A 24,669-nucleotide genomic window follows, 5' to 3' on the forward strand; every position below is an offset into this window, starting at 1 on the left:
TCAGCCCCCCTTCCTTCCCATCAACGAGCCCATCTTGCTCAAGAGCCGGGCGCTGTCCTGCTGCGTCTCCGGCGCGGCCACGGACGTGCCCGGCCTCTTTCCCGTCACCACCGCCTCCAACTCGTCCGGGTTGTCCACGAAGCCCTTGGCCACTTCCAGCTTCACCTTCTGCGCGCGCACCAGGTCCGCCATCGAGTCCTCGAAGCGGATGATGCCCAGGCTCTTGCCGCGCTGCTGGAGCGAGGGAATCTGGTACGTCTTGTTGTCGCGGATGAGGTTGCCCAGCGCCACCGAGCCGGGGAGCACCTCCGCCGCCGCCACCATGCCCTTGCCGTCCGCGCTCGCCATCAGCCGCTGGCTGACGATGAGGCGCAGGCCGCTGGACAGCGACAGGCGCACCTGCTGCTGGTCCGCCGGCGGAAAGAGGTCGATGAGGCGGTCGATGGTCTTCGCCGCGCTCGGCGTGTTCATGGTGCTGATGAGCAGGTGGCCCGTCTCCGCGGCCGCCAGCGCCATGCGCACCGTCTCCGTGTCGCGCAGCTCGCCCACCACGATGACGTCCGGGTCCTCGCGCAAGCTGCCCTTGAGCGCGCTGGCGAACGTCTTCGTGTGCGCGCCCACTTCGCGCTGGCTGATGAGCGCCTTCTTGCGCGGGTGGACGAACTCCACAGGGTCCTCCACCGTGAGCACGTGGTGGGACGTCTCGCGGTTGATGAGGTCCACCAGTGCCGCCAGGGTGCTCGTCTTGCCGTGACCGGACGGGCCCGTGACGACGATGAGTCCCTGATGATGGTGCGTCGCCTTGGCGATTTCGACGGGCAGCCCCAGCGACTCCAACGTGGGGATGTCGCGCGCAATCACCCGGAAGGTGCCCTTGAGGCCCGTGCGGTGCCGCGAGACGTTGACGCGAAAGCGCCCCATCTCCGGCGAGTCGAGCGAGAAGTCACAGCTGCCGTCGCGCTCCAGCACCGGGCGCAGTCGCTCCGGCACCACCGGCATCAACATGCCCTCCACCCGCGCCGCATCCAGTGCGCCGCCTTGGGGCACCAGCTCTCCAGCGAGACGGAAGAGCACGGGGCGCTCGGCCACGACGTGCACGTCGCTGGCGCGGCTGCTGCGGCCCTGCTCCAGCACGATGGCCAGGTCCCTGGCTCCACCCGTCAGGCGCGACGTCGCCAGCGAGCGCGCGGCCTCCTGGGTTCCCGAGGGGGCGTACCCGGTGCTCTGAGGCGCGGCGGTATTCCCGGATGCGGTGGGCGCGGAGGCATACCCGGGCCCGGCGCTCTGAGGCGCGGCGGCTTGCGCCGCGACAGGCACCGGCTGGGGGGTGGGGGGAACCGGAGCCGCCCGCGCCGCCACGGGTTGGGCGGGCGGTGCCACGGCGGCTGGGGCGCTGGCCGCGACTTCCGCCGCGCGGGACAACCTCAGGTGCATGAGGTCTCCCCGACGCATCGCGGCGATGGACAGGGCACCCAGTCCATTGGCGTTGACGGACCAGTTCGAGGGTGCGTCGGAGACGCTGGATGCCCGGGCCACACCCACCATGGCCTGGAGCGCCCGGACGACGTCGTCCGTCGTCACCGCGGCGGGGTCCACCGGCTCGTAGCCGTTGCTGCCCCGAATCATGGGAGGGCGCCCGGTGGCCAGGGTCAGCTCCGTCACTCCAGGCCGCGACAAATGGCGCAACAGCTCTGCAAGGGGTCTCATGCGGATTCGAACTCGAGCCACGGAGCGCGGAGCGCGGGGGACCGCAGGATAGTCGACATTGACGCAAAAGCGCCCACCCCTGGACGGAGTCACGCCGCGCTGAGCGCGGTGGGCCCCACACCCACCCTGTCGAGGGGGCCGGGCCATGTCCGCCAGGGTTGAAGAGAGGGGCTCCGGGGCCAGGAGGCCCGCTCGGAGCGAAGGCGGCGGGAGGCAAGCGTCCTCCCGCCAGCCAGGTCCAGGAACTACAGCTCGCGGGACATCAGGAGCCGGAGCTTGCCGGACTTCTTGGACACCACCGTGGCCACGGTGGTGAATCCCGCCTTGCGGTAGAAGCTCACCGCGGGCGCATTGGACGGGTCCACGCGCAGGGCAATGGTCTTGCGGTACATGTCCCGAGCGGCTCGGAGCGCCTGCTCCAGGACCACCGCGCCCAGGCCCTTCTTGCGCAGCTCCGTCTTCACCACGATGTTGCGCAGGTAGGCGGCGCCGGGCACCGGGCCGTCGCGCTCCACCGTGACGTAGCCGACGATCTGCGTCTGCAGCTTCGCTACGTGGATGAAGGGCTTGAGCTGGGCCAGGGCCTTGAGGCTGTCTTCCTGCGTCTCACCCCGGCTCTTCCAGGGCTCGGAGCTGGCGCGCAGGGCCGCCACCGCCGTCATGTCTTCGTCGGTGGGCAGGGTGAACTTCACCGCCGCCATCAGGTCGTTGGGGAGGCCCACCGCCGCTTCCAGCACCGGGGCTGGGGCCATCTCCACGCCCGGGTCCACCTGCTTCATCGTCATCGCCATCTCCTCCGTCGCTCTGCGATCCTAACCGCACCCCCGCCACCGGTGCACGCGGTCATTCCGCGCACATTGTCTTCCCAAGTGAGGAGATTGCCTCCCCCGCGGTTGTGAGGGGCGGATTCCGGTCAACCCGACTCTGGCCCGTCCCATTCCAAGAATGGGCATCGCTTCCACGGCTGGCATCCAGCCGGCCTTCCGCGCGGGGCGCCTTCCCACTATAAAAACCCTGGTCATCCACGGAGGGCTGGCCTCCTCATCTAGACCCCGCCTGCCCGAGCCATCCTTTGCAACTCAACCACGCCCAGCGAGAGCTGACGCTCAAGATCGTCTACTACGGGCCCGGACTCAGCGGGAAGACGACGAATCTGCGCCAGCTCCATGCCCGGGCGTCCCCCGAGGTGCGGGGCCGGTTGCTGACGGTGGAGACGCACGACGACCGGACGCTGTTCTTCGATCTGCTGCCCGTCTTCTTCTCCACGTCGTCCGGCTTCAAGGTGAAGGTGAAGCTCTTCACCGTGCCCGGCCAGGTCATCCACAACGCCACCCGGCGCATCGTGCTCCAGGGCGCGGACGCGGTGGTGTTCATCGCGGACAGTCGGCACGGGGCGACGGCGGAGAACAACGCCTACTGGCGAAACCTCCAGGACAACATGAAGGAGAACGGCCTGGACGTGGATCAGGTGCCCGTCGTCATCCAGTTCAACAAGCGGGATTTGCCCGACGCGCGCACGGACGCGGAGCTGGAGGAGGCGCGCAAGCGCGGCGGGGAGGCCGTCGTGGGCGCGGTGGCGCTCAAGGGTGAGGGCGTGCTGGAGACCTTCCACGCGGTGGCGCAGGCGGCCTACCGGCGGCTGGATGCCCGGGCGCACCTGGCGCGCAACGTGGGGCTGACCGAGACGGAGTTCCTCTCCCAGGTCTTCGGGCGGATGGACCTGGCGGGCACCACGCTGGCGGGCCGCTACTCGGCGGTGGGGCGCGACGAGCACCTGGGGGGCGGGCGATGAGCGGCTATCAGGGGAACGCGCCACCGGAAGGCGCCACGGGCTCGCGCCGCGAGTCGGTGCTCCAGCGTCGCCTGTCGCTGGGCGAGATGCTGGACCTGCCCTCCTTCTCCGAGGTGGTGAAGAGCTTCAGCGAGCTGTACCGCGTGGGCATCAAGGTGCTGGACGCGCGAGGCACCAAGCTGGCCGACGTGAAGGTGGGCCACGGCGACTTCTGCGCCTACGTCTTCTCCTTCCCGGATGGCCGCACGCGCTGCACGGCGACGGTGGCGCGGGTGAAGGACGGCCCGGTGCACCCGCTGCAGGGCGCACGCGTGGCTCAGGGAGATGGCGCGGAGGAGGCGGGCCTCATCGCGCTGCCGTGCTTCACCGGCCTGCGCTACCTGGTGATGCCGGTGCGCTGGGAGGGGGACTTCCTGGGCCGTGTCATCCTGGGGCCCTTCACGCCCGAGGAGCTGGGGGACTTCCCCGACACGCTCACGGACATCTCCGGGCTGGAGCTGACGCGCGCCCAGGAGCTGGTGGCCAAGGTGCGGCGCGCGCCCGAGCGCACGGCGGCGCAGGTGCTCACGCACTTTGGCCAGGTGCTCGCCGCGCTGGTGGCCAGCGGCCACCGCACGTACCTGACGACGCAGCTGCATATCGAGGCGATGCTGGAGACGCACCGGGAGCTGGAGGCGCAGAACTCGCGCCTGGCGCAGGTCAACACCCGCCTCAAGGAGCTGGACCGGCTGAAGTCCACCTTCCTGGGCACGGTGAGCCACGAGCTGCGCACGCCCCTGGCGTCCATCATCGGCTACTCGGAGATGCTGGCGGAGGGGCTGGCCGGCGCGCTCAACCCGGAGCAACTGCTCTACGTGCGCACCATCGTCGAGAAGGGTGAGTCGCTGCTCAACCTCATCTCCTCCATCCTGGACCTGAGCCAGATTGAAGCGGGCAAGCTGCGCCTGGCGATTTCTCCCGTGGACCTGGCCGGCGTCATCCAGACGGCGGTGTCCACCGTCATGCCGCAGGCGCAGCGCAAGGGCGTGGAGCTGGAGGTGCGGCTGCCGCCCCTGCCCAGGCCCCGGCTGGCGGGGGACGCGGACAAGCTGCGGCAGGTGCTGGTGAACCTGCTCGCCAACGCGCTGAAGTTCACCGCCTCCGGGGGCCGGGTGTCGGTGGTGCTGTCGGAAGCGGGCCCACAGGAGTCGCTGGGGATGTCCGGCTATCGCGTCAGCGTGGAAGACACCGGCGTGGGCATCCGCGAGGACCAGTTCGAGCGCATCTTCCAGAGCTTCTACCAGGTGGACGGCAGCTCCACGCGCGAGCACGGCGGCGCGGGCCTGGGGCTGGCCATCGTCAAGAGCCTGGTGGAGGGCCACGGCGGCAAGGTGTTCGTGGAGAGCGAGTTCGGACGGGGCTCGCGCTTCACGGTGGTGCTGCCCATGCAGCCGCCCATTCCGGAGCATGGCCTGCTGGCCGCGCTGGCGCCGCTGCCGGAGATGCCGCCGGGGCCGGACCGCTTCTGACGCGTCAGGTCGCCTGAGGTGCCGTCAGGTGTTCGTGACATGCCAGGGCGGCTCGCGGCGCTCACGCAATCCCCCCTGGAAATGGCGCGCGAGCGTATTGTCCGCGCCCATGCTCACCGGACGTCCCCCCGCCGCCTCCTATGTGCTCATCGATGCGGAGAACATCGACTGGGCCGTGTCCAACGTTGTCGGCCGCAAACCCGAGTCACAGGACCGCGTCCAGTTCGACCGGCTGGTGGCCTTCTGCGAGAGCTACTTCCCCGCGCCCGTGCGCTGCGTGGTGGTGCTCAACGCGCGGGGCGAGCAGCTGCCGGACATGATGATTGGCTTCATCCGCGCGCTGAAGTCCGCGGGGTGCGAGGTGGCGCTCCTGTACGGGCGGCAGGACCAGAAGGTGGTGGACCTGGGCATCCTCAAGTTGCTGGAGTCCATTCGCGTCCAGCGCCCCAAGGCCGCGGTGGGCCTGGCCAGCCATGACGGCGGAGACTTCGCCGAGGCGCTCAAGCCCATGTTGGAGGAGAAGCGCCAGGTGGCGGTGCTCGGCCTGCGCGAGTACGTCAGCCAGCGCTTCAGGGATTTGGTGCCCTCGGGCCTGAAGATTGTCGACCTGGAGCTCAACGCGAAGGTGTTCCAGCGCCCGCTGCCCCGGCTGCTGCCGGTCAACGTGGACGAGTTCGACCCGATGATGTTCGTGTAGTCCGCTCGCGGGCACGAATGGGGGGCCGCGCTACGGCGCGTCTCCCTCCGTCTTCATCAGGCGACGGATGCTCAGGTCGAGCTGGCTCTGGAGCTGGGCGAGCAGACTGCCCAGCTCCGGCACGCGCGCGCCCACGCGGGCCGCGAAGCGGGTGCGGGTCTGGTCCAGCAGCCACTCGCGCGCGGTGGCGAGCCAGCGCTTCACCGAGGAGCGGTCCACGCCGTACGCCTCCGCGATGCGCGCGGTGCCCATTCCGTCCACCAGATGCATTCGCAACAGGGTTCGCGCGCGCGGCTCCAGCCCCGCGAGCGCCTCCTGGAAGGCGGCGTTGAAGTCCGCCCCGTAGCGGGACTTGAGGTACTGCAGCTCCATGTCGTGGGGCGCGCCGCTCAGCGCCTCCAGCGGCGCGTCATCGGAGAGGGCCGGCCCTTTGCGCTCGTTCACCAGCCCCCAGGCCAGCCGCAGCGCGGTCATCCGGAGCCAGGCGGAGAGCGGACCGCGACCGGAGTACTCCGTGATGCGGGGCGGCAGGGCGCCGTCGGCGACGAGGAAGCGCGCGCGAAGGACCTGGAGCGCCTCATCGGTGGTCGTCTCGTCGACTCCACGGCGCTTCAAGGCCACCCGAACCTGGGGAATGATGTGCGCCTCGAGCGCGGCCAGGGCCACGGGGTCACCGTGCGCGCAGGCTCTCGCGAGCGCCAGGTCCTCTTCATGGACCTCGGTGTCCGGTGTCTTGGCCATCCACCCGAAGCCTACCTTGAGGACTCATGCAGTGTCCTACCACGGAGAACCTCCTCGCCCTCAGCCGGGGATTGTTGCGGGGTGAAGAGGCCACGGTGGTGCAGGAGCACCTGGATGGCTGCCCCGCATGTCGGGTGCTGGTGGCGGAGGCGGTGGCCTCGGTGGACGATGGCGCGAGCCAACCCACGGCTTCGCCGACACCTCCATGGGAGCCCTTGAGTCCCGGCACCTCGCTGGGGCGCTATGTGGTGATGGCGCGCATTGGCGCGGGGGGCATGGGCGTCGTCTATTCCGCGCGGGACCCGGAGCTCGACCGCCGCGTCGCCCTCAAGATTCTGCGCTTCGACACCATCCAGCCCGCACGTCTCGCGGAAGCCCAGGGCCGGCTGCTGCGCGAGGCCCAGGCGACCGCGCGCGTCGTGCATCCCAACGTCGTCGCCATCCACGACTTCGGCCGCGTCGACGAGCGCGTCTTCCTGGCGATGGAGTTCGTCGAGGGCACCACGTTGGGCGCCCGCATGCGCGCGGGACGGATGCCCTGGCGCGAGGTGCTGGGCCTGTTCCTCCAGGCGGGACAGGGGCTCGCCGCCGCGCACGCGGCGGGACTCGTGCATCGCGATTTCAAGCCGGACAACGTCCTCATCGACAAGGCGGGATGGGTTCGCATCACCGACTTCGGGCTCGTGCGCATCCTCGATGAGGGGGACGAGCCGTCGAAGTCCGGACCCTTGCTCGCCGTCCAGTCCGTGCCAGATGTGTCTCTCACCCAGACGGGGGCGCTGCTGGGCACGCCGGGCTACATGTCCCCCGAGCAGGCGAGAGGCGAGCGGCCCGACGCGCGCAGCGACCAGTTCAGCTTCTGCGTCGCGCTCCTCGAGGCGCTCTATGGCGTCAGGCCGTCCGCGCAGGCCTGCCATGGGGACGTGACGCCCGCCGAGCGCACTCGCGAGGTCCGTGCCCGCCAGCGCGAGGCGGGGGTCCCTGACTGGGTTCATCTCGCGGTGTTGAAGGGTTTGTCGCCGACCCCCGGAGACCGTCACGCCTCCATGGATGTGCTGCTACGGGCCCTGCGGCAGGAGCCTCGCTCGCGCAGGCAGAAGCTGCTCATGGGCGCCGCCGCGGCCGTGCTGCTCCTGGCGGTGGGGGCGGGCGTCTTCGTCTCCACGAGACCCGCGCTGTGCGCGGACGACCCTGGCGCCTTCAACGGTGTCTGGGATGCGAAGGCGCGGGAGAGCGTGAGGACAGCGCTGTTCAAGGGCAATCTTCCCTATGCGGCGGACACGTGGCGGGTGGTGGAACAGACGCTGGATGTCTACGCGCGTGATTGGATGACGGTGTCGAGGCATGCGTGCGAGGACACTCACGTCCACGGACGACAGACGGAGGCGATGTTCGAGCGGCAGTTGCTGTGCCTGGACCAGCGGCGCAAGGACGCCTCCGCGCTGGTGGACGTGCTGACGTCGGCGGACACAGAGGTGCTCCAGAACGCGGCGCGCGCGGTGGGCTCGCTGGAGGACATCGCTCGCTGCTCCGACGTGCGCACACTCACCGCCTCGCGTCCTCCGCCGAAGGACCCGGAGTCCCGCCGCAAGCTGGAGGCGCTCCAGAAGGACTTCGCCACGGTGCGCGCCCGGCTGCACGCGGGGCAGCCCAAGCCCGCGCTGGAGCTGGCCTCCACGCTGCCCGCGCGAGCCGAGGGACTGGACTATCCGCCCCTACAGGTGGAGATGCTGGGCGTGCTGGCGCAGGCCCAGGCGGAGGCCCGGGATAAAAAGGCGGTCCAGACGCTCCACAAGCACATCCAGACCGCCCAGGCGGCCGGATTGGACTGGCACGTCGCGGATGGCTGGGTCTCGCTGCTGCGGGTGGCCAGCCGCCAGGCGAAGCCGGACCCTGAGGACCAGTACGCCAGTCATGCCGCGGCCGCTGTCCAGCGGCTTGGGGGAGACGTGTTTCTGGAGGTCACCCTGGCCACCAACCTCGCCAGCTTCTTGCAGGCGAAAGGAAAGCTCCCGGAGGCCGTTGCCCAGGGGCTTCGTGCCCTGGAGTTGGCCCGGAAGAGATATCCGCCAACGGACCCCCGGCTCGCCACACCCGTGCTGACCGCCGGGACCATGCTCAGCTACGCGGGACGTTTCTCGGAATCCGCCGCGCTCCTGCGCGAGGCGCTGGAGCGCTACACGGCGCACTTCGGACCGAACCACCCGGACGTAGCCGTCGTCCTCCAGGTGCTGGCCGTCCAGGAGACGTATCTGAACCAATACCAGGAGGCACTGGGGCATCAGCGGCGGGCGCTCGACATCTACACGGGCTCGCATGGCGCGGAGTCGCCGGTCGTGGCGTCGGCGCTGCACAACATCGCCAACATGTTGCGCCACGTCGAGGGCGGGAATGAGGCCGCTATCGAGCACTATCGCCGCGCGGTGGCGATTCGCGAGAAGGTCCTCGGTCCGGAGTCGCCCAAGCTCGCCAGCTCCCTGTCCGGACTGGGCCAGGTGCTGCGGGATTTGGGGCGCGCCGACGAAGCGCTCGCACTGCATGAACGCGCGCTGACGATTCGAGAGAAGGCGTTGGGCCCGGACTCCAAGGAGGCCGCCTATGACCGCGCCCTCGTGGGCGAGACGCTCCTGGCCCTGAAGCAGCCGCGCAAGGCCCGGCCCCACGTGGAGCGCGCCCTGGCCGACTATTCGAAAAAGGCCTTCGGCGCGGACGAACTCATGGTGGCCGACATGAAGTTCACGCTCGCCCGTGTCCTGGGAGACGAGCCGCGCGAAGCGGCGCGGGTCCGGGAGCTGGTCCAGTCCACGCTGGAGGTCTACCGGCGCTTCCCCAAGGCCCGCGAGAAGGAGACCCGCGAGGTCGAGGCGTGGCTCGCGGCCCGCTGAACCCCTGGAGCCCTGGAGCCCCGGCAGCCCCCCGCCCTGACGATGGCCGCTTCCTCGCCCGGCGGGGACGCGTCCTTCGCGCTTGCGGAAGGTTAACGTCGGCGTTAAATATTTCCCATGGAGGCAACGAAGTTCGTTGCCAGGAGACCCGCCATGAAGAAGGTTCCAGAGGGCTGTGCGCGCATCACCCCCGGGCTGTTCTACGTGAATGCTCCGGCCGCCATCGACTGGCTGGAGCGGGCCTTCGGCTTCCAGACGCGGCTGAAGGTGGAGGGAGGGCCGGGCGTCATCGTCCACTCCGAGCTCGTCTTCGGCGAGGGCGTCATCATGTTGAGCTCGCTCAGCGCGAAGTACCCGGGGCGCACGCCGGCCGCGGCGGGAGGCACCAGCGCCGCCTACCTCATGCTCTACGTGGATGACGTGGACGCGCACTGCGCGCGGGCGAAGGCCGCGGGCGCGAAAATCACCCGGGAGCCGGAGACGACGAACTACGGCGACGACTACTGGACGGACCGGGGCTACGGCGCGGAGGACCTGGAGGGCCACGCGTGGTGGTTCGCCCAGCGCATGAAGGGCTGAGCCCCGAAAGCACACCATGGGAGCCGCCCGAAGTCTCGACGACACCTTCGCCGCCCTGGCCGACCCCACCCGCCGTGGGGTCATCGACCTGCTGCGCGAGCAGCCCCTTCGCGCCGGAGAGCTGGCCGCCGCCTTCGACATGTCTCCCCCCGCCATGAGCCGGCACCTGCGTGTCCTGCGCAAGACGGGGCTCGTCCAGGAGGACGCCGTGGAGGACGACGCTCGCGTCAAGCTGTACCGGCTGAGGCCGGAGCGCTTCTCGGAGCTGCGCGTGTGGCTCGACGAGGTGGAGGCCTTCTGGGGCGAGCAGCTCCAGTCATTCAAGGAACACGCCGAGCGCACGCGCGCGAAGAAGCGGCCATGAGTCCCTCGCGAGGCCCGACATGACGACCGAGCAGATTGCCCGCGTGACGACCTTCCTGGAGGTGGAGCCAGAGGTCGCCTTCACCATCTTCACCGAGGAGACCAACCTCTGGTGGCGGCGGGGGCCACGCTTCCGGGGCTCCCACGCGGCCGACAGCGTGGTGCGCTTCGAGGGAGGCGCCGGAGGCCGCTTGATCGAAGAGGACGGCGCCGGCAGCTTCGAGATTGGCCGCGTGCTGACGTGGGAGCCCGGCGCGCGGCTCTGCTTCGAGTGGCGCGGACGCAACTTCGCCCCAGGCGAACTCACCCAGGTGGACGTCCGCTTCGAGCCCTCCCAGGGCGGCACCCGGGTCGTCCTGGAGCACCGGGGCTGGGAGGCCCTCCGTCCGGACCACCCCGTCCGCCATGGCCAGGACGTCCCGGCCTTCCTCGCGATGATGGGGATGTGGTGGGGAGGCCTCGCCACCAGCCTGCGCGCCCAGGCGACTCCCCGCGTTGAATGACTGTCTGAAAACCGCCCTGTCGTAGAATTATAGTAATACCCACTACGAGTGTGTATGCTGTTGGAAGGTGAACGCAGGGGGGACAGTCATGGCGGAGAACAAGTATCGACACTGGAACGGTGTCTTTCTTTGGGTGCTGCTGCTGGGGCTGGGATGCACACAGTCCCCCGGGGGTGGAGCCGGCGCGGAGCCGGTGGCCCCGGAGAGCCTGGTCACCCAGGAAGCCCGCGTGGTCACGTCCTCCTACGTGGACCTGCGGCTGCGCGTGGGCCGGGGCGTGGCGGTGGGCCGCACCTGCGGCGCGGCGAACGAGGTGACGCCCGCCTGCGGGGGTGGCAGCGGACCTGACCTGAGCTTCCACTTCATCGCCCCGTATGACGGCAGCTACACCTTCGTCACGGACCCGCTCGACACCACCGACTACGACACGGTGGTGCAGGTGACGGACTGGCACAGCAGCGCCTCGCTGGGCTGCAACGACAACGCCTCGGCCTCCACGCTCACGTCCTCCGCCATCCTCAACCTGGCGCGCAACCAGGAGGTGCGCATCACCGTGGATGGGAAGAACGGCTCCTGCGGCCGCTTCATGCTCAACATCCTCGTCGTGGAGTCCACCTGCGGCCCCTGCAACACCCCACCGGGGCCCTGCTTCTCCCCCTATGGGAGCTGCTCGGGGGCGACGTGTGTCTACACGCCGTTGACCGCCGGCGCCGTCTGCAACGACGGCAATGCTTGCACCCTCAACGACAAGTGTGGGGCGACGGGGAGCTGTGTGGGGACGACGGTGAGCTGCAACAGCGCGCCCGGCACCTGTTACGCCAGCCCCGGCACCTGCAACCCCGCCACGGGTGCGTGTGGCTACGCGGCGCGGCCGGCGGGCACGGCGTGCAACGACGGGGACTCCTGCACCCAGGGGGATGCCTGCTACGGCGGTGCCTGCTACGGCGGCGACCGGGTGTGCTGCCCCAATGGGGTGCTCTGCAACGGCGGGTGCTGCGCGCAAGGGGACTACTGCATCGGGGGGACTTGTCGGCCCATGTGCCTGACTCAGAACGTGGTGCGCACCCCGGAGAACGACATGCTCCCCGCCTGTCCCATGGAGCTTCAGTGACATTCCTTGCGTACCGGTGAGACGCGCCGGTGCGTACGGATTGAACGCGACATTGTCTTTGTCTCGCATCCTCCCGCGTGCCGGGAGGACGCGCCCGGCGTACCGCCCGGACGCGAGGGGTGTGCAGTCTTGACGCACCCAGGGTCAAAGGCTCGCGTATCGTGGGGAATACTTATGTGTGTACGCATGAACTGGCTTATGTGGGTATTGTGGTAATTCCGATTATGTCTTGTAATTATTTGTTGAATGCTTCATAAGGGCGCGCGCTGCACAGAAGCGGTGAAACCAGCTGTGTCAATTCGAAGAGGGGGAGCACATGGACAAGCGCGTGCGGCGCTCGTGTCTTGCTTTTGCATCGATTCTGGCTCTTGCGGGCTGTAGCACGCAGGAGGACTTGCTGGAGGCGCCGGAGGAGGTCCCGCCCGCGCGGACCGCTCCACTGCACTCCGAGCGTGGCGGTATCGGCCTGCTGCACGAGTCCGGTGACAAGTCCCAGATGGCCACGGTGACGGTGAACACGTTCCGCTCGCTCATCGTGACGGAGACGGCCATCGTCAACAACTTCTCCATGCGTGAGGTGTTCGACCAGCTGGCCGCGCAGAGCGGTGTCGCGGGCCTGACGGGCCTGGCCATCTACCGCCAGCTCTGGGACACGCAGAACGCGCGGCCGGGACTCAACCAGGGCCAGCACTGCAATGACCTGACCTCCAGTGGTCAGCCGGTCTTCAACAGCTTCCCGTACCAGTGCCGGACCCAGGAAGGCTCGCAGGCCAACCAGGACCCGTTCACCAACCCGGCTTCCGCCAACGCCTACAAGGCGGTGGGCCTGTTCAACCGCTTCGACCTGGCGCCCGCGGACGGCGCCAACTGCGGCGAGTACCGCATCATCTTCGCGCGCAAGTCGGGCGAGACGAACATCCTGTCGCGCAACTTCATCATCTTCGAGGCCGTGCTGCCCAACCCCCACCCGGAAGAGGGGCTGGATGGCTGCCTCCCCGTGGCGGAGTTCTGGCACCGGCTGACGGCCAACGCGGACCCCGCGTCGCGCACCCAGCAGCTGCGCAACTTCTACTTCACGGGCCTGCCGGGCTTCCGTCCCGTCGTCCACATCGACAACTACGGCGCGGACCCGGCCACCATCGCGGGCCAGATTCGCACCAACCAGTTCATGCAGAGCAACTGGCTCCTGCGTGAGTTCAAGCTGCAGAAGACCTGCGCCTCGGGCACCTGCACCTCGCTCAAGGCCATCATCTCCACGGACAAGGTGAACCCGTTCGGCGGGCTGTTCAACCCGAACTCCACCCACGCTCGCGCCGCGGACTTCCGCTTCTTCTTCGCGACCCAGGTGGAGGCGCTGGCCCGCAACGACATCAACCTCTTCAACATGGACGTCCAGGACCAGTTCAACGGCGGCCAGAGCGATGCCCAGGGCGGAGAGAACAACTACACCGGCCAGTTCGGCAACAACGCGTCCGCGCTGCGCACGCTGATTCAGGGCGAGCTGGACCGCATCGGCAGCACGCTGACGCCGGTCAACATCGTCAACCGCGCCAAGGCGCTGTCCTGCGCCGGCTGCCACGACCTGAGCAACAGCAACGGCCTGGGCGGCGGCCTGACGTGGCCCAACTCGCTGGGCTTCACCCACATCAGCGAGCTGACGGAGGCGGGGCCCGAGGGCACGCGCTTCCGCATCTCCCCGGCGCTGGAGAACGTCTTCCTGCCGCACCGCAAGGCGGTCTTCGAGGAGTACCTCAGCCGTCCGCGCCCGTGCCACAACGTGTGCAACCCGGGCAATCCCATCGCGACGCACTGCTCGCCGTGCGCGGCGTCCGTGTGCGAAGGCGACCCGTTCTGCTGCACGGGCAGCTGGGACGTCATCTGCGTGGACCAGGCCCAGGACGTCTGCGGTCTGTCCTGCAACGCGCTGTAGCGCGGAGTCTTCCGGTGTCCCGGTTGGCGGTCGTCGCACCCCCACGTCCGCCGGGGCGCCGAGCAGTCCCGTCGTGAGCGGGCATGGGCAGGTGCCCCATGCCCAGGGGGTCAAGGGCTCTCTCCTCGTTGGTGAGGAGGGGGCCCGTCTCAAGAGAAGTCATCGGATGCGTTGTGGTTGTCGTTGGCAAAGGCAGTCCACTGCAGCAGAGGGGGTTACAAATGAAGCCGTACTCGCGTTTCTCGGTGCCTGTTTCCGCGGCCCTGCCGCTCGTCGCGCTCGCGACGTCAGCCTGGGCCGGGCCGTTGCGCTCCCCGGACCGGGGGTTGGACCGCGCGACCCTGGTGGAGGACTCGCAGTACATGCGCCGTGTCCTGGAGGAGAAGTCCCGGGGCGCGACGGGTGAAGCCGTTGCCATCGACCTGGCGGACCCGGGCCAGTACCGCTTCGTGATGAACCGCCTGCGTGGCTCCGGCAAGACGGCCACCAACTCGCCCAAGCTGTTCCAGCGGCTGGGACTGGCGCGCGAGAAGGCCCTGGCGCTCAAGGCCTCTGGCAAGGAGGCGGAAGGCGCTTCCCTGGTGAACAACTGGGGCTGTGACCACTTCCTCAACCTGACCCGCGGCGTCACCGCCGGCGCGGTGCGCGTCTACGAGAGCAACCCCTGGGCCGCGTGTCTCAACGGCGCCAGCTACGTGTACACGGACATCGTGGCCTTCAACGCGAACAACGCGGAGACGGACACCGCCGTGGTCGACTCGGCGTCCGGTGAGGAGTACGCCGCCGGCCAGAGCTTCGACGACGTCATCGTCCGTCCGGCCATCCCGGTGAACCAGGACCGGCAGGTCATCCTCGACTCGATGATGATCGCCATGAACGAGAACACCGGCGAGGAGGTCGTCACCTTCGTGCGCGGCCAGTCCAGCACGACGACGGGCGGCGCGGACCTGTCGCTGGAGCACCCGCGGCTGTCGGTTCCCACGAGCATGAAGCTCAACACGGAGCTGTGCCAGATGCGCGGCGGCATCGACTGTGACTACGCCGCGGTGGGCGCCACGCTGGCTCCCTCGGGCGGCAGCACGCCGGCGAGCATCGCGCTGCGCAACACGACGGTCACCACCAGCTGGGTGGGTGACGCGGCCAACAACTTCCCGGTGACGGCGCCCTGGAACTTCACGCACATCTACATCCCCACCAAGTTCACCTTCAACGCGGGCAGCAAGAACGGCGTCGCCTGCCTCATCAAGGAGATCCTCCCGGGCTCCAAGGTGCGCATGGTGAAGCCCGTCACGGGCGGCACGTGCATGAGCCAGGCGGACCTGGTCCCCTCGCTGACCAGCTCCATCAACAGCCAGACGGCCACCGTCAAGCTGCTGGCGGACCTGTCGCGTGAGACGTCCATCGCCGGCACCGGTACGGAGAACTGCAGCACCCAGACGGTCCTCAACCAGGCGGTGGAGTACGTCATCACGGTGAGCACCAAGGTGAACTGCGGCACCCCGGCGAACACGGTGGCCACGGTGACGGTGCGCATGCTGAGCGACGCGCGCTATCGCTATGGCGTCATGGTCTACAACAGCTGCATGGCCGAGGGCACGAAGGTGGTGCTCGCCGACGGCACCATCGCCAACGTGGAGGACGTCAAGCGCGGCGCCCGCATCGTGACGAACGCCAAGGGCGAGACGCTGACGGTGACCGACGTGCAGACGGGTGGCGAAGTGGAGCCGATGGTGAACCTGCGTGACGACAAGGGCCACGCGGTCAGCCTCACCGACAGGCACCCCGTCATCATGGCGGACGGCAAGGCCGTGGCCGCTGGCACGCTGAAGGTCGCCGACCGCGTCAGCACCCGCGACGGCGTGGCGACGCTGACCTCCGTCACCCGTGAGAAGTACGCGGGCAAGGTCTTCAACTTCAACCTGGGCACCAAGGAGGAGCTGGCGCGCGCGGGCAAGGGCTCCAACACGCTGTTCGCCAACGGCTTCCGCGTGGGCGACAACGCGATGCAGGGCGAGCTGACGGCGCCCGTGGCCGACTCCCGCCCGGTGCTGGAGCGTCTGCCGGCCTCGTGGCACCAGGACTACGCGCGCTCCGCGTCGTTCGTGGCCGGCCAGCGCTAAAGCGGCTGCTCGCGGTGAAAGAGCTTCCGGGCTTCTTCCCTTGAAGAGGCCCGGACCCGGCGCCCCACCGACGGCTCGTCCGACGGTGGGGCGTCTGTTTATCGAGTCAACAGTCAAACCGGCAGTGGCAGGAGGGCGGATGCGAAACACGGTCGTCGTGAGCGTGCTGGTGGTGATGGGTCTGGGAGTGTCGGCCTGCGGGGAAGACCCGCCGACGCCGCCTCCTCCGAACTTCTGTCCGGAGCGCCCCGCCGCCCAGGAGCCCGTGCCGGGTCAGGCGCCCCTGCTGGTGCGCGCGCGCCCGCTGCCCCAGGCGTGGCTTGCGCGCCGCAACCTCGCCACCATGACGGCCTTCACGCGCGCCCAGGACCCCGGTGAGCCAGGCGTGGAGAGCCGGGCCTGGTGGGCCTCGCCCTGCTTGATGGGCACGCCGGGCCTGCAGGTGGCGACGCCCCGGGTGGCGGTGGCCGACGATGGCCGCGCGGTGACGGTGTGGACGGAGAAGGACGGCCTCGACGAGCGGCTCTGGTTCAGCGAGTACGTGCCCCAGACGGGCTGGACTCCCGCCGAGACGGTGGGCCTGTCGCGCGAGTTCCCGGAAGACGCGCTTCGGGTGCGTCAGCCGCAGGTGGTCGCCGACACGCAGGGGCGCTCGCTCGCGGTGTGGCTGCAGAGCGAAGGCTCCGGGGCGGCGCAGCTCTGGTACTCCCGCCACGCGCCGGGGGAGGGGTGGAGCAAGCCGGACCGCGTGTTGTCGCGCTCGCTGGGAGACGCGACGTACCTGGAGGTCTCCCGCGATGCGGCGGGCACCGTCACGGCGGTGTGGACGCAGTTCGACGGGGACACGCTCAGCGAGAACGTCTGGGTGACGCGGGGCTCGCCCGAGACGGGCTTCGAGGACGCGCGCCGCATCGACACGCCGGTGCCGGGCTTCTCCCTGGAGCCGCAGGTGTCCGTCAGCGGTGACGGCCACGCGGTGGTGGGCTGGTACCGGTTCGACGAAATGGAAGGCATTGGCATGGCCTGGTTCAGCCGGTGGACGCCCGCCGAGGGGTGGAGCGCCGCGGAGCGCACCAGTCCGGACGGCGTGGACAGCTTCTACGCGGAGCCGCTCGCGGGCCCGGGCGGCGCGGTGCTCGCGCTGTGGAGCGAACTGGGCGGGGTGAACGTGGAGCTGTGGGCGCGGCCCTTCGTGCCCGGCACCGGCTGGGGCGAGGCGCAGCGAGTGGAGGAAGCGCTGGGCAGCTCCGGCGCGGCCCAGGCCAGTCAGGAGCAGGGCGGACGGGCCATGGTGGTCTGGCCCCGCGCCCGTGCCTCCTTCACCCGGCTGTCCGCCCAGGCCTATGACTTCGCGACGTACGGCTTCCGCGAGCGGCGGGACGTGGACGCGCAGCCCCTGACGCTGGGACACGCCAAGGACCCGCAGGTGGTGTCCCTGAGCCGCAACCAGGCGCTCGTGGTGTGGTCGCACGAACTGGAGGGCGGCCATCGCATCGCGACGAGCCGCTACACCGCCAGCCAGGGGTGGGGCAGGGCGCTGCTGCTCGACACGGCGCCGTCCGCGCAGAGTGGCTTCCCCCGGCTCTCCGTGAGCCCCACGGGCGTGGGCGTGGCCACGTGGCTGCACGGCGGCGAGGTGCCGGGCCTGGGCGTCAGCGTGTTCCAGTAGCCGCCGCGCACGCGCGCGTTGCCTGGAAGCGGCGGCTGGTCTTTCCTGCCGGGCGATGCCTGGTGAGTTCGACTTCATCCGCCGCTTCCTGCACCACTTCCCCAAGGCCCGCGTGCCGGTGGGGCCGGGCGATGACTGCGCGGTGCTCGCGCCGTCGCGCGGCGCGCTGTGTGTCACCACCGACGCCGTGGTGGAGGACGTGCACTTCACCCGCGCGGGCTTCTCCCCGGCGGACATCGGCCACAAGGCCCTGGCGGTGAACCTCTCCGACGTGGCCGCCATGGGCGCCACGCCGCGCTGGTTCGTCTGCGCGCTCGCGCTGCCTCGAGACTTCCCCGCGGCCCACCTGTCTGGAATCGCCCGGGGCATGGCCGCGCTGGCGCGCGAGCACCGCGTGGACCTGGTGGGCGGCAACTTCACCTCCGCGCGCGAGCTGTCCGTCACAATCACCGCCACGGGCGAGCTGTCACGTCCACCGCTCACCCGCTCGGGCGCCCGGCCCGGGGACTGGCTCTATGTGTCCGGCACGCTGGGCGACGCGAGGCTCGGCCTTGTCCACTTGAAGGCCGGTTTGAAACGCGGCGCCGCCGTTCGCCGCCAGCGCCGCCCCGTGCCGCGCGTGGCCCTGGGCCAGCTCGCCTCGCGCTTTGCGTCCGCTGCGCTGGATGTTTCCGATGGGCTTGCACAAGACCTGGGTCACCTGTGCACCGCATCGGGAGTGCGGGCGGTGGTGGAGCTGGCGCGTCTGCCCATGTCCGCGGCGGTGCGGCGGGAGCTGGGGCCGGAGGGGGCGCTGGCGGGAGGCGAGGACTACGAGCTCTTGCTGGCGGTGGCATCGGGGCGCGGGCGGGCATTCGAGCGGGCGTGTGCTCGCGGCGGGCACGTCGTCACGCGCGTGGGCGTGCTGTCAGAGGGCGCGGGGTGGGTGATCCACGATGAAGCGGGACGCGCGGTGCGCCGGCCGGGCGGGTTCGACCACTTCCGGTAGCATCCCAGGTGGATTGACCCTGTCCGACAGCAAGGCTAAACCCAAGGCGCTTCCGCACCACCCCCGAAAGCATCCCGTGCGCCGTCCCCTACGTGACGACACTGCCCCTGGCCTGACCCCTCGCCGCGAGCCCATGCAGCGGCTCCTTCGCGCCGTGGAGGGTCCCCGTGCGACCAAAGAGGTCTCCCTCCGCCAGGTCATCTTCAATGGCTACGTCATGCTGGGGCTGGTGCTCATCGGCTGGATGTTCCTGGCGGACGCGCTCTTCAAGGACGTGTTCCCCCAGCTCGCGGCGTGGAAGGACGGGGTGCGGCTGGGCGTGGGCCTCCTGCTCACCCTCACCGCGGCGTTCCTGCTGCCTTCCTGGTTGGTGCGCATCACCCGCGTGAAGGTGCTCAGCCGCTCCGCCTATGAGATTTCGCAGGGAGACCTGTCCAAGCCGGTGGCCGCCGAGGGTGGCCGCACGCGCGACGAAATCGACGAGCTGACGGGCGCCATCATCCGCATGCAGGAGAACCTGCGGGAGCTGGTGGGCAAGATTCAGGAGACGGCCAAGAGCGTGGCGGATACCGCCATCGACCTGCAGCGCTCGGCGGAGAACGTCAACGGGTCCACGGAGGAAGTGGGCTCGTCGATGAACATCATCGCCGGGGGCGCGGAGTCGCAGTCGCAGCTGGTGTCCAAGGCGTCCAAGGTCATCACGGAGATGGCCAGCAGCATCCAGCGCGCGACGGGCAGCGCGGAGGACGCGGCGCGGACCACGGCGGAGACGAGCAGCGCGGCGGAGGACGGCTCCAAGGCGGCGCGGCTGGCCGGCGACAAGGTGAAGAAGGTCTTCAACCGAATCGAATCCGCCAGCCAGCAGGTGTTCGCCTTCGGCGAGAAGACGCAGGAGATTTCGAAGATTGTCGACGCCATCACCCAGGTGGCGCAGCAGACCAACCTCCTGGCGCTCAACGCGACGATTGAAGCGGCGCGCGCGGGTGAGTACGGGCGCGGCTTCGCGGTGGTGGCCGACGAGGTGCGCAAGCTGGCGGAGAGCGCGGGCCGTTCCGCCGAGCAGATTTCGAAGCTGGCGCGGGACATCTCCGGTCAGTCCACCTCCGTGGTGAGCGCCATGAAGGAAGGCATCGCGGAGCTGGCCGAGGGCCGCGAGGACCTCACCAACATCGTGCGCAGCATGGGCGCCATCACCGACACCATCCGCAAGGGTTCGGAGAAGGTGCACCTCATCTCCGAGAGCACCCGCGAGCAGCACAAGGGCAGCGAGGAGATGGTGAAGGCCATCGAGGAAATCAAGCTGGTGGCGCGCAACAACGCCGCGTCCACGGAGGCCATCCAGTCCGTCATCCAGGAGCAGACGGCCGCCGTGTCGCGCATGACGTCGCTGGCCAGCGAGCTGACCAACCTGTCCGTCGAGCTGCAGAGCGTGGTGCGCAGCTTCCGTCTGGGGCCATGAGCAAGTCCTCCGCTTCGTTGTCCGATGCCGCCCTGCGCGCCGTGGAAGTCCGTCTGCGCGAGGTCATGCTGGCGTTTCCCCACGTCACCGAGGAGTTCCCGTGGGGACACCGCACGGCCAAGGTGCGGGGGAAGATGTTCGCCGTCCTCGTCCTGGACGAGCAGGGGCTGACCGTCACCACCAAGCTGCCCCAGTCCCACGAGGCGGCGCTGATGCTCCCCTTCGCCGAACCCACCGGCTACGGCCTGGGCAAGAGCGGCTGGGTGACGGCGCGCTTCGCTCCCGGTGAGGTGGCCCCGGTGGAGCTGCTGTCCCTGTGGGTTCACGAGAGCTTCCGCGCCGTGGCGCCCAAGGCGGTGCTCGACGCCGTCGATGGTGGCAAGCCGCCGCGTTCGTCCCAGGTGAAGAAGTCCACCCCGGCCAGGAAGAAGGCCGTGTCGGTCGGGAAGAAGCCCACGTCGGCCGCGAAGAAAGTCGCGCCGGCCGCGAAGAAATCCACGCCGGCCGCCAGGAAGACGGTGGCGAAGAAGGCGGCGCCCGGGGTGAAGAAGCCCCGCACGGCGCGGCGCGCCACCGCGTCCCGCTCAAAGCAAAGCTGATACAACACGACCTCTGTGCGGCACGTCATCTTCCGGGTGGAGAAAGAACGCTACGGGCTGCCGCTGTCGGCGGTGCGGGAGGTCGTGGTTCCCCCGGAGAAGTTCACGCGGGTTCCGCGCGCGCCCCCGGCGATAACGGGGGTGATGAACCTGCGGGGCCGGGTGGTGACGGTGGTGGAGCTGCGCCAGCTCCTGGGGTTGCCGGACGGTGCCACGCCGCCGTCCCGCGTGGTTCTTCTGGACCGGGGCCGGAGGGATCTGGGACTGTTGGTGACGGACGTGGATGGAATCGAGGCGGTGGAGCGGGTGAGCACGGCACCGGGCAAGTCGACGCCGGCCATCCGTGGCGTTGCTCGGCTGGGCGGGCTGGGAGTGACCGTGCTGGATCCAGAGGGACTGGACGCCGCGGTGGTTGCCTTGTTCACCCATTCCAAGTGAGTAGCCCCCTGGAAAGCGCGGGTGATAGTGTCCGCGCTCCTCTAGGCTAGGCGATTCGGAGGCGGAGTTCTTCACATGGCTAAGCGGGTCCTGGTCGTCGACGATGCCATCTTCATGCGCAACATGATCAAGGACATCTTCGCGTCTGGAGGGTTCGAGGTCGTCGGCGAAGCGGCCAACGGTCTGGAAGCCGTGGAGAAGTACAAGGAGCTCAAGCCTGACCTCACCACGATGGACATCGTGATGCCCTTCAAGAGCGGCATCGAGGCCACGCGGGAGATCATCAAGCACGACAGCAGCGCGGTGGTCATCATGTGCTCCGCGCTCGGGCAGGAGAGCCTGGTGATGGAGGCCATCGAGGCGGGTGCCTCGGACTTCATCGTCAAGCCGTTCCGGGCCGAGGATGTGCTGGCCGTGGTGAAGAAGGTCCTGGGAGAGGCGTGAGCGGCATCGCCTCCGGGCGGGTTCGCGACGCTTCCTGACGAGGTCGGGCCATGACGATGGACATGTCCCGCTACCTGGGCCTCTTCATCTCGGAGGCCACCGAGCACCTGGAGGCGCTCGGGCGGGACCTGGTGCAGCTGGAGCGCGAAGGCTCCTCGAGCGCGGTGGACTCGATGTTCCGCCATGCCCACTCGGTGAAGGGCATGGCGTCGTCCATGGGCTTCGAGCCCATCGCCATCGTCGCGCATCGGGTGGAAGACCTGGTGGACGCCGTTCGGCAGGACCGTGGCCGGTTGGACCGGGACCTGGTGGACCTGCTGCTGAGCGCCTCGGACACGCTGCTGGCGCAGGTGCGCGCGGTGGCGGAGGGACGCCCACCGGATGACGCGTCGGCGCTGCTCGCGCAGCTGGGTGTCCGCGTCACGGCGATGACGGGCCATGCGCCCACCGCCACCCGCGTCGCCAAGGTCACCGTGCTCAAGCCGGAGGGCTCCGACAACGGAGAGGACCCCGGCTCGGGCTCGTCGGGCAGCGGCGGTGCGTCCGGCTCTGGTTCGTCGGGCGCCGGCGGCGCGTCCGGCTCGGGCTCGGGCTCCGGCTCGTCGGGCAGCGGCGGCGCGACTGGCTCCGGCACGGGTTCGTCGGGCAGCGGCGGTGCGGGCTCCACGGGGTCCACGCCTTCGAGCACGCCCGAGTCGGGCTCGGGTGGCGGCACGTCCTCGGGGACGTCCGGGAGCTCGACTCCCGCGCCGGACACGTCGTCTGGCGGAACACCGGGGCCGGGCTCGCAAGGCACGACTCCCGGCAATGGCTCTCAAGCCTCGGGCGCCGTCGCGCCGGACGCGCCAGCTCGGCTGACGGCTCCGGAGACCGGAGTGGGAGGCGTGCGGGAGGTGCTGGGAATCGGCGCGCCTCCGTCCTCCGGCAATGGCATGGCGTCCCCGGCGACGCCGCCCGTGCTCCCCGAGACGCTGGTCGCGGACCTGGGGACGGCCCTCAAGGCGGCCTCCACGGGAGTGCTTCCCGACGACCGCGCCACCCAGCGCTGGGCGGTGCGGCTGCGCATCTCCCCCACGTGTCAGGTGCCCGGCGTGCGGGCCTTCCTGGTGCACAAGCGGCTCACCACCCTGGGCACGCTGGTGGACCTGCGGCCCGCGCTGGAGGAGCTGAAGGCCGGGCGCATCCCGGACGGCTACATCCAACTGGAGCTGGAGACGTCCGTGGGCGAGGCGGGCATCCAGTCCTCGCTCAAGAACGTGGCGGAAGTCGACGTTGTCTCGGTGAAGCTGGCCGTGGCCGTCCCGGTGCCAGTGGTCGTCCCCACGACGACGGCCGAGGGGGGCCGTGCGACGGGAGACTCTTCGGCGCGCACGGTGCGCGTGCGCACGGAGTTGCTCGACTACTTCCTCGACACGGTGGGCGAGCTGATGCTCGCCACGGCGCGCCTGCGCGAGGTGGGCAAGGTGCTGCCGGAGAACGTGCGGCCCGTGCTGGACGAGGGCGTCTACCGGCTGCACACGCTGGTGAAGGACCTGCACGACAAGGTGATGTCGGCGCGCATGACGCCGCTGTCGCTCATCACCGACCGGCTGCCCCGCGCGGCGCGCGACATCGCCCGCCGCAAGGAGCGCGAGGTCGACCTGGTCATCACCGGCGCCGAAATCGAGCTGGACCGCGCCATCCTCGACGAGCTGGCGGACCCGCTGCTGCACCTCTTGCGCAACTGCATCGACCACGGCCTCGAATCCCCCGAGGAGCGCATCGCCGCGAAGAAGGGCCCGCGCGGGCGCGTGCTCGTGGCCGTCAAGCGCGCCAGGGACCGCGTCATCCTCGAGCTGGAGGACGACGGCCGGGGCATGAACCCCGCGAAGCTGAAGGCCGCGGCGGTGGCGCGCGGCCTGCTCCCTCCGGAGGTCGCCACACGGCTGACGGACCGGGAAGCGTTCATGCTGTCGTGCCTGCCAGGGGTGTCCACGGCGAAGGACATCACGGACATCTCCGGGCGGGGCGTGGGCATGGACGCCGTCAAGCGCGTGGTGGAGAGCGTGGGCGGCACGCTCGAAATCGACAGCGAGCCGGGCCGGGGCACGCGCTTCACGCTGCGGCTGCCGCTGACGGTGGCGGTGGTGCACCTGCTGCTGGTGGAGGTGGGGGACGAGGTGTTCGGCCTGCCCATCGCCAAGGTGGTGGGCGCCACGGAGGCGGACGGCGACGCGCTCAGCCGCAGCCGCGAGACGGCGCTGCTGCCGCATGGCAACTCGCTGTTGCCCGTGCATGCGCTGGACACGCTCGTCGGGGTGCCGTCGCCGGGGCTGCGGGGTGTGCGGCCCTTCGTGGTGATGGAGGGTGACTCCGGCCGGGTGGCGCTGGGCGTGGACCGGCTGCTGGGGCAGGAGGAAGTGGTGCTCAAGCCGCTGTCACGGCCGCTGGATTTGTTGCCGGGACTCTCCGGTGTGACCATCCTCGGAAGCGGCCGTCCGGTCTTCATCCTGGATGTGCCGAGGTTACTGTCCGCGTGAGCTTTCCCCTCCCCAGCGACGCGCAGCTCGATGCCCTGCGCGAGGTGGCCAACATCGGCTGTGGCCATGCCGCCAACGCCCTCTCCCGCCTGATGGGCGGGCGCCAGGTCGACCTGTCCGTCCCTCGGGTGGTGCTCACCGGCCCCTCGGACGCCGCGGGGTTGCTGGGGGGAGACGCGCCCGCGGTGGCGGCCTGGCTCTCCATCACCGGCGCGCTGCGGGGCGTGTTGATGCTGGCGATGCCGCTGGCGGATGGAACGGCGCTGGAGACGCTGCTCTTGGGCGGGCAGGGGGCCGGGCAGGCCGAGCGTGACAGCGCGGTGTCGGAGGCCGCCAACATCGTCGCGAGCGCCTGCCTGTCCGCCATCGGCAAGCTGACGTCGTGGCGACTGATGCCGTCGGTGCCCACGCTGCGCAGGGACACGGCGCGAGCGCTGGTGGACGCGGCGGTGTCCCAGGTGGAGGGCGATGCCAGCCGCGTGGTGGTGCTGGAGGCGCGCTTCATGGCGGCGGCGACTCCGCCGGTGAGCGGGCAGCTGCTCCTGGTGCTGGAGCGGGACAGCTCCCGGGCGCTCCTGGCGCGGCTGGGCGTGTAGCCCGTTTCGGAGTAGACGGGC

21 protein-coding genes are annotated in these 24,669 nt (G+C 69.7%); 18 read left to right on the forward strand and 3 right to left on the reverse strand.

What is annotated here, in order from left to right; all coding sequences use genetic code 11:
- Both HUA74_RS08570 and HUA74_RS08575 read right to left on the reverse strand, forming a co-directional pair.
- On the reverse strand, window positions 1–1,707 hold the full coding sequence (locus HUA74_RS08570) for a type IV pilus twitching motility protein PilT (RefSeq protein ID WP_174454113.1): 1,707 nt from the start codon (window positions 1,705–1,707) through the stop codon (window positions 1–3).
- 245 nt (window positions 1,708–1,952) lie between these two features.
- On the reverse strand, window positions 1,953–2,492 hold the full coding sequence (locus HUA74_RS08575; protein ID WP_141641964.1) for an N-acetyltransferase: 540 nt from the start codon (window positions 2,490–2,492) through the stop codon (window positions 1,953–1,955).
- A gap of 287 nt (window positions 2,493–2,779) precedes the next feature.
- On the opposite strand from HUA74_RS08575, the gene HUA74_RS08580 reads away from it, so the two are divergent.
- From HUA74_RS08580 to HUA74_RS08590, 3 genes are all read left to right on the forward strand, one after another.
- The gene (locus HUA74_RS08580; protein WP_174454114.1) at window positions 2,780–3,499 is read left to right on the forward strand and encodes an ATP/GTP-binding protein; all 720 of its coding nucleotides are present in this window, start codon (window positions 2,780–2,782) and stop codon (window positions 3,497–3,499) included.
- Window positions 3,496–5,007, forward strand: coding sequence for an ATP-binding protein (locus HUA74_RS08585; protein WP_174454115.1), 1,512 nt, complete (start codon window positions 3,496–3,498; stop codon window positions 5,005–5,007). Before HUA74_RS08580 ends, HUA74_RS08585 begins: the two co-directional genes overlap by 4 nt.
- Before the next feature lie 109 nt (window positions 5,008–5,116).
- A complete protein-coding gene (locus HUA74_RS08590) occupies window positions 5,117–5,704 on the forward strand; it encodes an NYN domain-containing protein (protein WP_141641967.1) in 588 nt (195 codons plus the stop codon).
- A 30-nt stretch (window positions 5,705–5,734) separates the two neighbouring features.
- Here the strand turns inward: HUA74_RS08590 and HUA74_RS08595 are convergent, their stop codons facing one another.
- Window positions 5,735–6,445: a sigma-70 family RNA polymerase sigma factor gene (locus HUA74_RS08595; RefSeq protein WP_174454116.1), complete on the reverse strand. Its 711-nt coding sequence runs from the start codon at window positions 6,443–6,445 to the stop codon at window positions 5,735–5,737.
- Window positions 6,446–6,471: 26 nt separating this feature from the next.
- Here HUA74_RS08595 and HUA74_RS08600 point away from each other — a divergent pair, with 26 nt between their 5' ends.
- The 15 genes from HUA74_RS08600 to HUA74_RS08670 all read left to right on the forward strand — a co-directional run bounded on the left by HUA74_RS08600 (window position 6,472) and on the right by HUA74_RS08670 (window position 24,648).
- Window positions 6,472–9,330, forward strand: a complete 2,859-nt coding sequence (locus HUA74_RS08600; protein ID WP_174454117.1) for a serine/threonine-protein kinase — start codon at window positions 6,472–6,474, stop codon at window positions 9,328–9,330.
- 153 nt (window positions 9,331–9,483) lie between these two features.
- Complete coding sequence (locus tag HUA74_RS08605; RefSeq protein WP_174454118.1) at window positions 9,484–9,909, forward strand: VOC family protein; 426 nt, start codon at window positions 9,484–9,486, stop codon at window positions 9,907–9,909.
- Window positions 9,910–9,925: 16 nt separating this feature from the next.
- Window positions 9,926–10,273 carry a helix-turn-helix transcriptional regulator gene (locus HUA74_RS08610; RefSeq protein WP_174454119.1) on the forward strand — a complete coding sequence of 116 codons (348 nt, stop codon included), beginning with the start codon at window positions 9,926–9,928 and terminating at the stop codon, window positions 10,271–10,273.
- A gap of 19 nt (window positions 10,274–10,292) precedes the next feature.
- Entirely contained in the window at window positions 10,293–10,775 is a 483-nt protein-coding gene (locus tag HUA74_RS08615) for an SRPBCC domain-containing protein (protein ID WP_174454120.1), read from the forward strand.
- 88 nt (window positions 10,776–10,863) lie between these two features.
- Window positions 10,864–11,886 carry a hypothetical protein gene (locus HUA74_RS08620; protein WP_141641973.1) on the forward strand — a complete coding sequence of 341 codons (1,023 nt, stop codon included), beginning with the start codon at window positions 10,864–10,866 and terminating at the stop codon, window positions 11,884–11,886.
- A gap of 316 nt (window positions 11,887–12,202) precedes the next feature.
- Window positions 12,203–13,816 (forward strand): hypothetical protein, encoded by a 1,614-nt coding sequence (locus HUA74_RS08625; protein ID WP_174454121.1) that lies wholly within the window; start codon window positions 12,203–12,205, stop codon window positions 13,814–13,816.
- Between the two features lie 221 nt (window positions 13,817–14,037).
- Entirely contained in the window at window positions 14,038–15,936 is a 1,899-nt protein-coding gene (locus HUA74_RS08630; RefSeq protein WP_174454122.1) for a Hint domain-containing protein, read from the forward strand.
- 139 nt (window positions 15,937–16,075) lie between these two features.
- Window positions 16,076–17,605 carry a hypothetical protein gene (locus tag HUA74_RS08635; protein ID WP_174454123.1) on the forward strand — a complete coding sequence of 510 codons (1,530 nt, stop codon included), beginning with the start codon at window positions 16,076–16,078 and terminating at the stop codon, window positions 17,603–17,605.
- A gap of 55 nt (window positions 17,606–17,660) precedes the next feature.
- Window positions 17,661–18,593 carry a thiamine-phosphate kinase gene (gene thiL, locus HUA74_RS08640; RefSeq protein ID WP_174454124.1) on the forward strand — a complete coding sequence of 311 codons (933 nt, stop codon included), beginning with the start codon at window positions 17,661–17,663 and terminating at the stop codon, window positions 18,591–18,593.
- Window positions 18,594–18,726: 133 nt separating this feature from the next.
- A complete protein-coding gene (locus HUA74_RS08645; protein WP_217439534.1) occupies window positions 18,727–20,052 on the forward strand; it encodes a methyl-accepting chemotaxis protein in 1,326 nt (441 codons plus the stop codon).
- Window positions 20,049–20,651 (forward strand): MmcQ/YjbR family DNA-binding protein, encoded by a 603-nt coding sequence (locus HUA74_RS08650; protein ID WP_174454125.1) that lies wholly within the window; start codon window positions 20,049–20,051, stop codon window positions 20,649–20,651. Before HUA74_RS08645 ends, HUA74_RS08650 begins: the two co-directional genes overlap by 4 nt.
- 15 nt (window positions 20,652–20,666) lie before the next feature.
- Window positions 20,667–21,089, forward strand: coding sequence for a chemotaxis protein CheW (locus HUA74_RS08655; RefSeq protein WP_141641980.1), 423 nt, complete (start codon window positions 20,667–20,669; stop codon window positions 21,087–21,089).
- Between the two features lie 75 nt (window positions 21,090–21,164).
- Window positions 21,165–21,533: a response regulator gene (locus HUA74_RS08660; protein WP_015352829.1), complete on the forward strand. Its 369-nt coding sequence runs from the start codon at window positions 21,165–21,167 to the stop codon at window positions 21,531–21,533.
- 50 nt (window positions 21,534–21,583) lie between these two features.
- Window positions 21,584–24,052, forward strand: coding sequence for a chemotaxis protein CheA (locus tag HUA74_RS08665; protein WP_174454126.1), 2,469 nt, complete (start codon window positions 21,584–21,586; stop codon window positions 24,050–24,052).
- Entirely contained in the window at window positions 24,049–24,648 is a 600-nt protein-coding gene (locus HUA74_RS08670) for a chemotaxis protein CheC (RefSeq protein ID WP_174454127.1), read from the forward strand. The genes HUA74_RS08665 and HUA74_RS08670 overlap by 4 nt, the downstream gene beginning before the upstream one ends.
- The last annotated feature ends 21 nt before the right edge of the window (window positions 24,649–24,669 follow it).

The organism is Myxococcus sp. CA051A (assembly GCF_013336705.1).
Classification (GTDB): Bacteria; Myxococcota; Myxococcia; order Myxococcales; family Myxococcaceae; genus Myxococcus; species Myxococcus llanfairpwllgwyngyllgogerychwyrndrobwllllantysiliogogogochensis.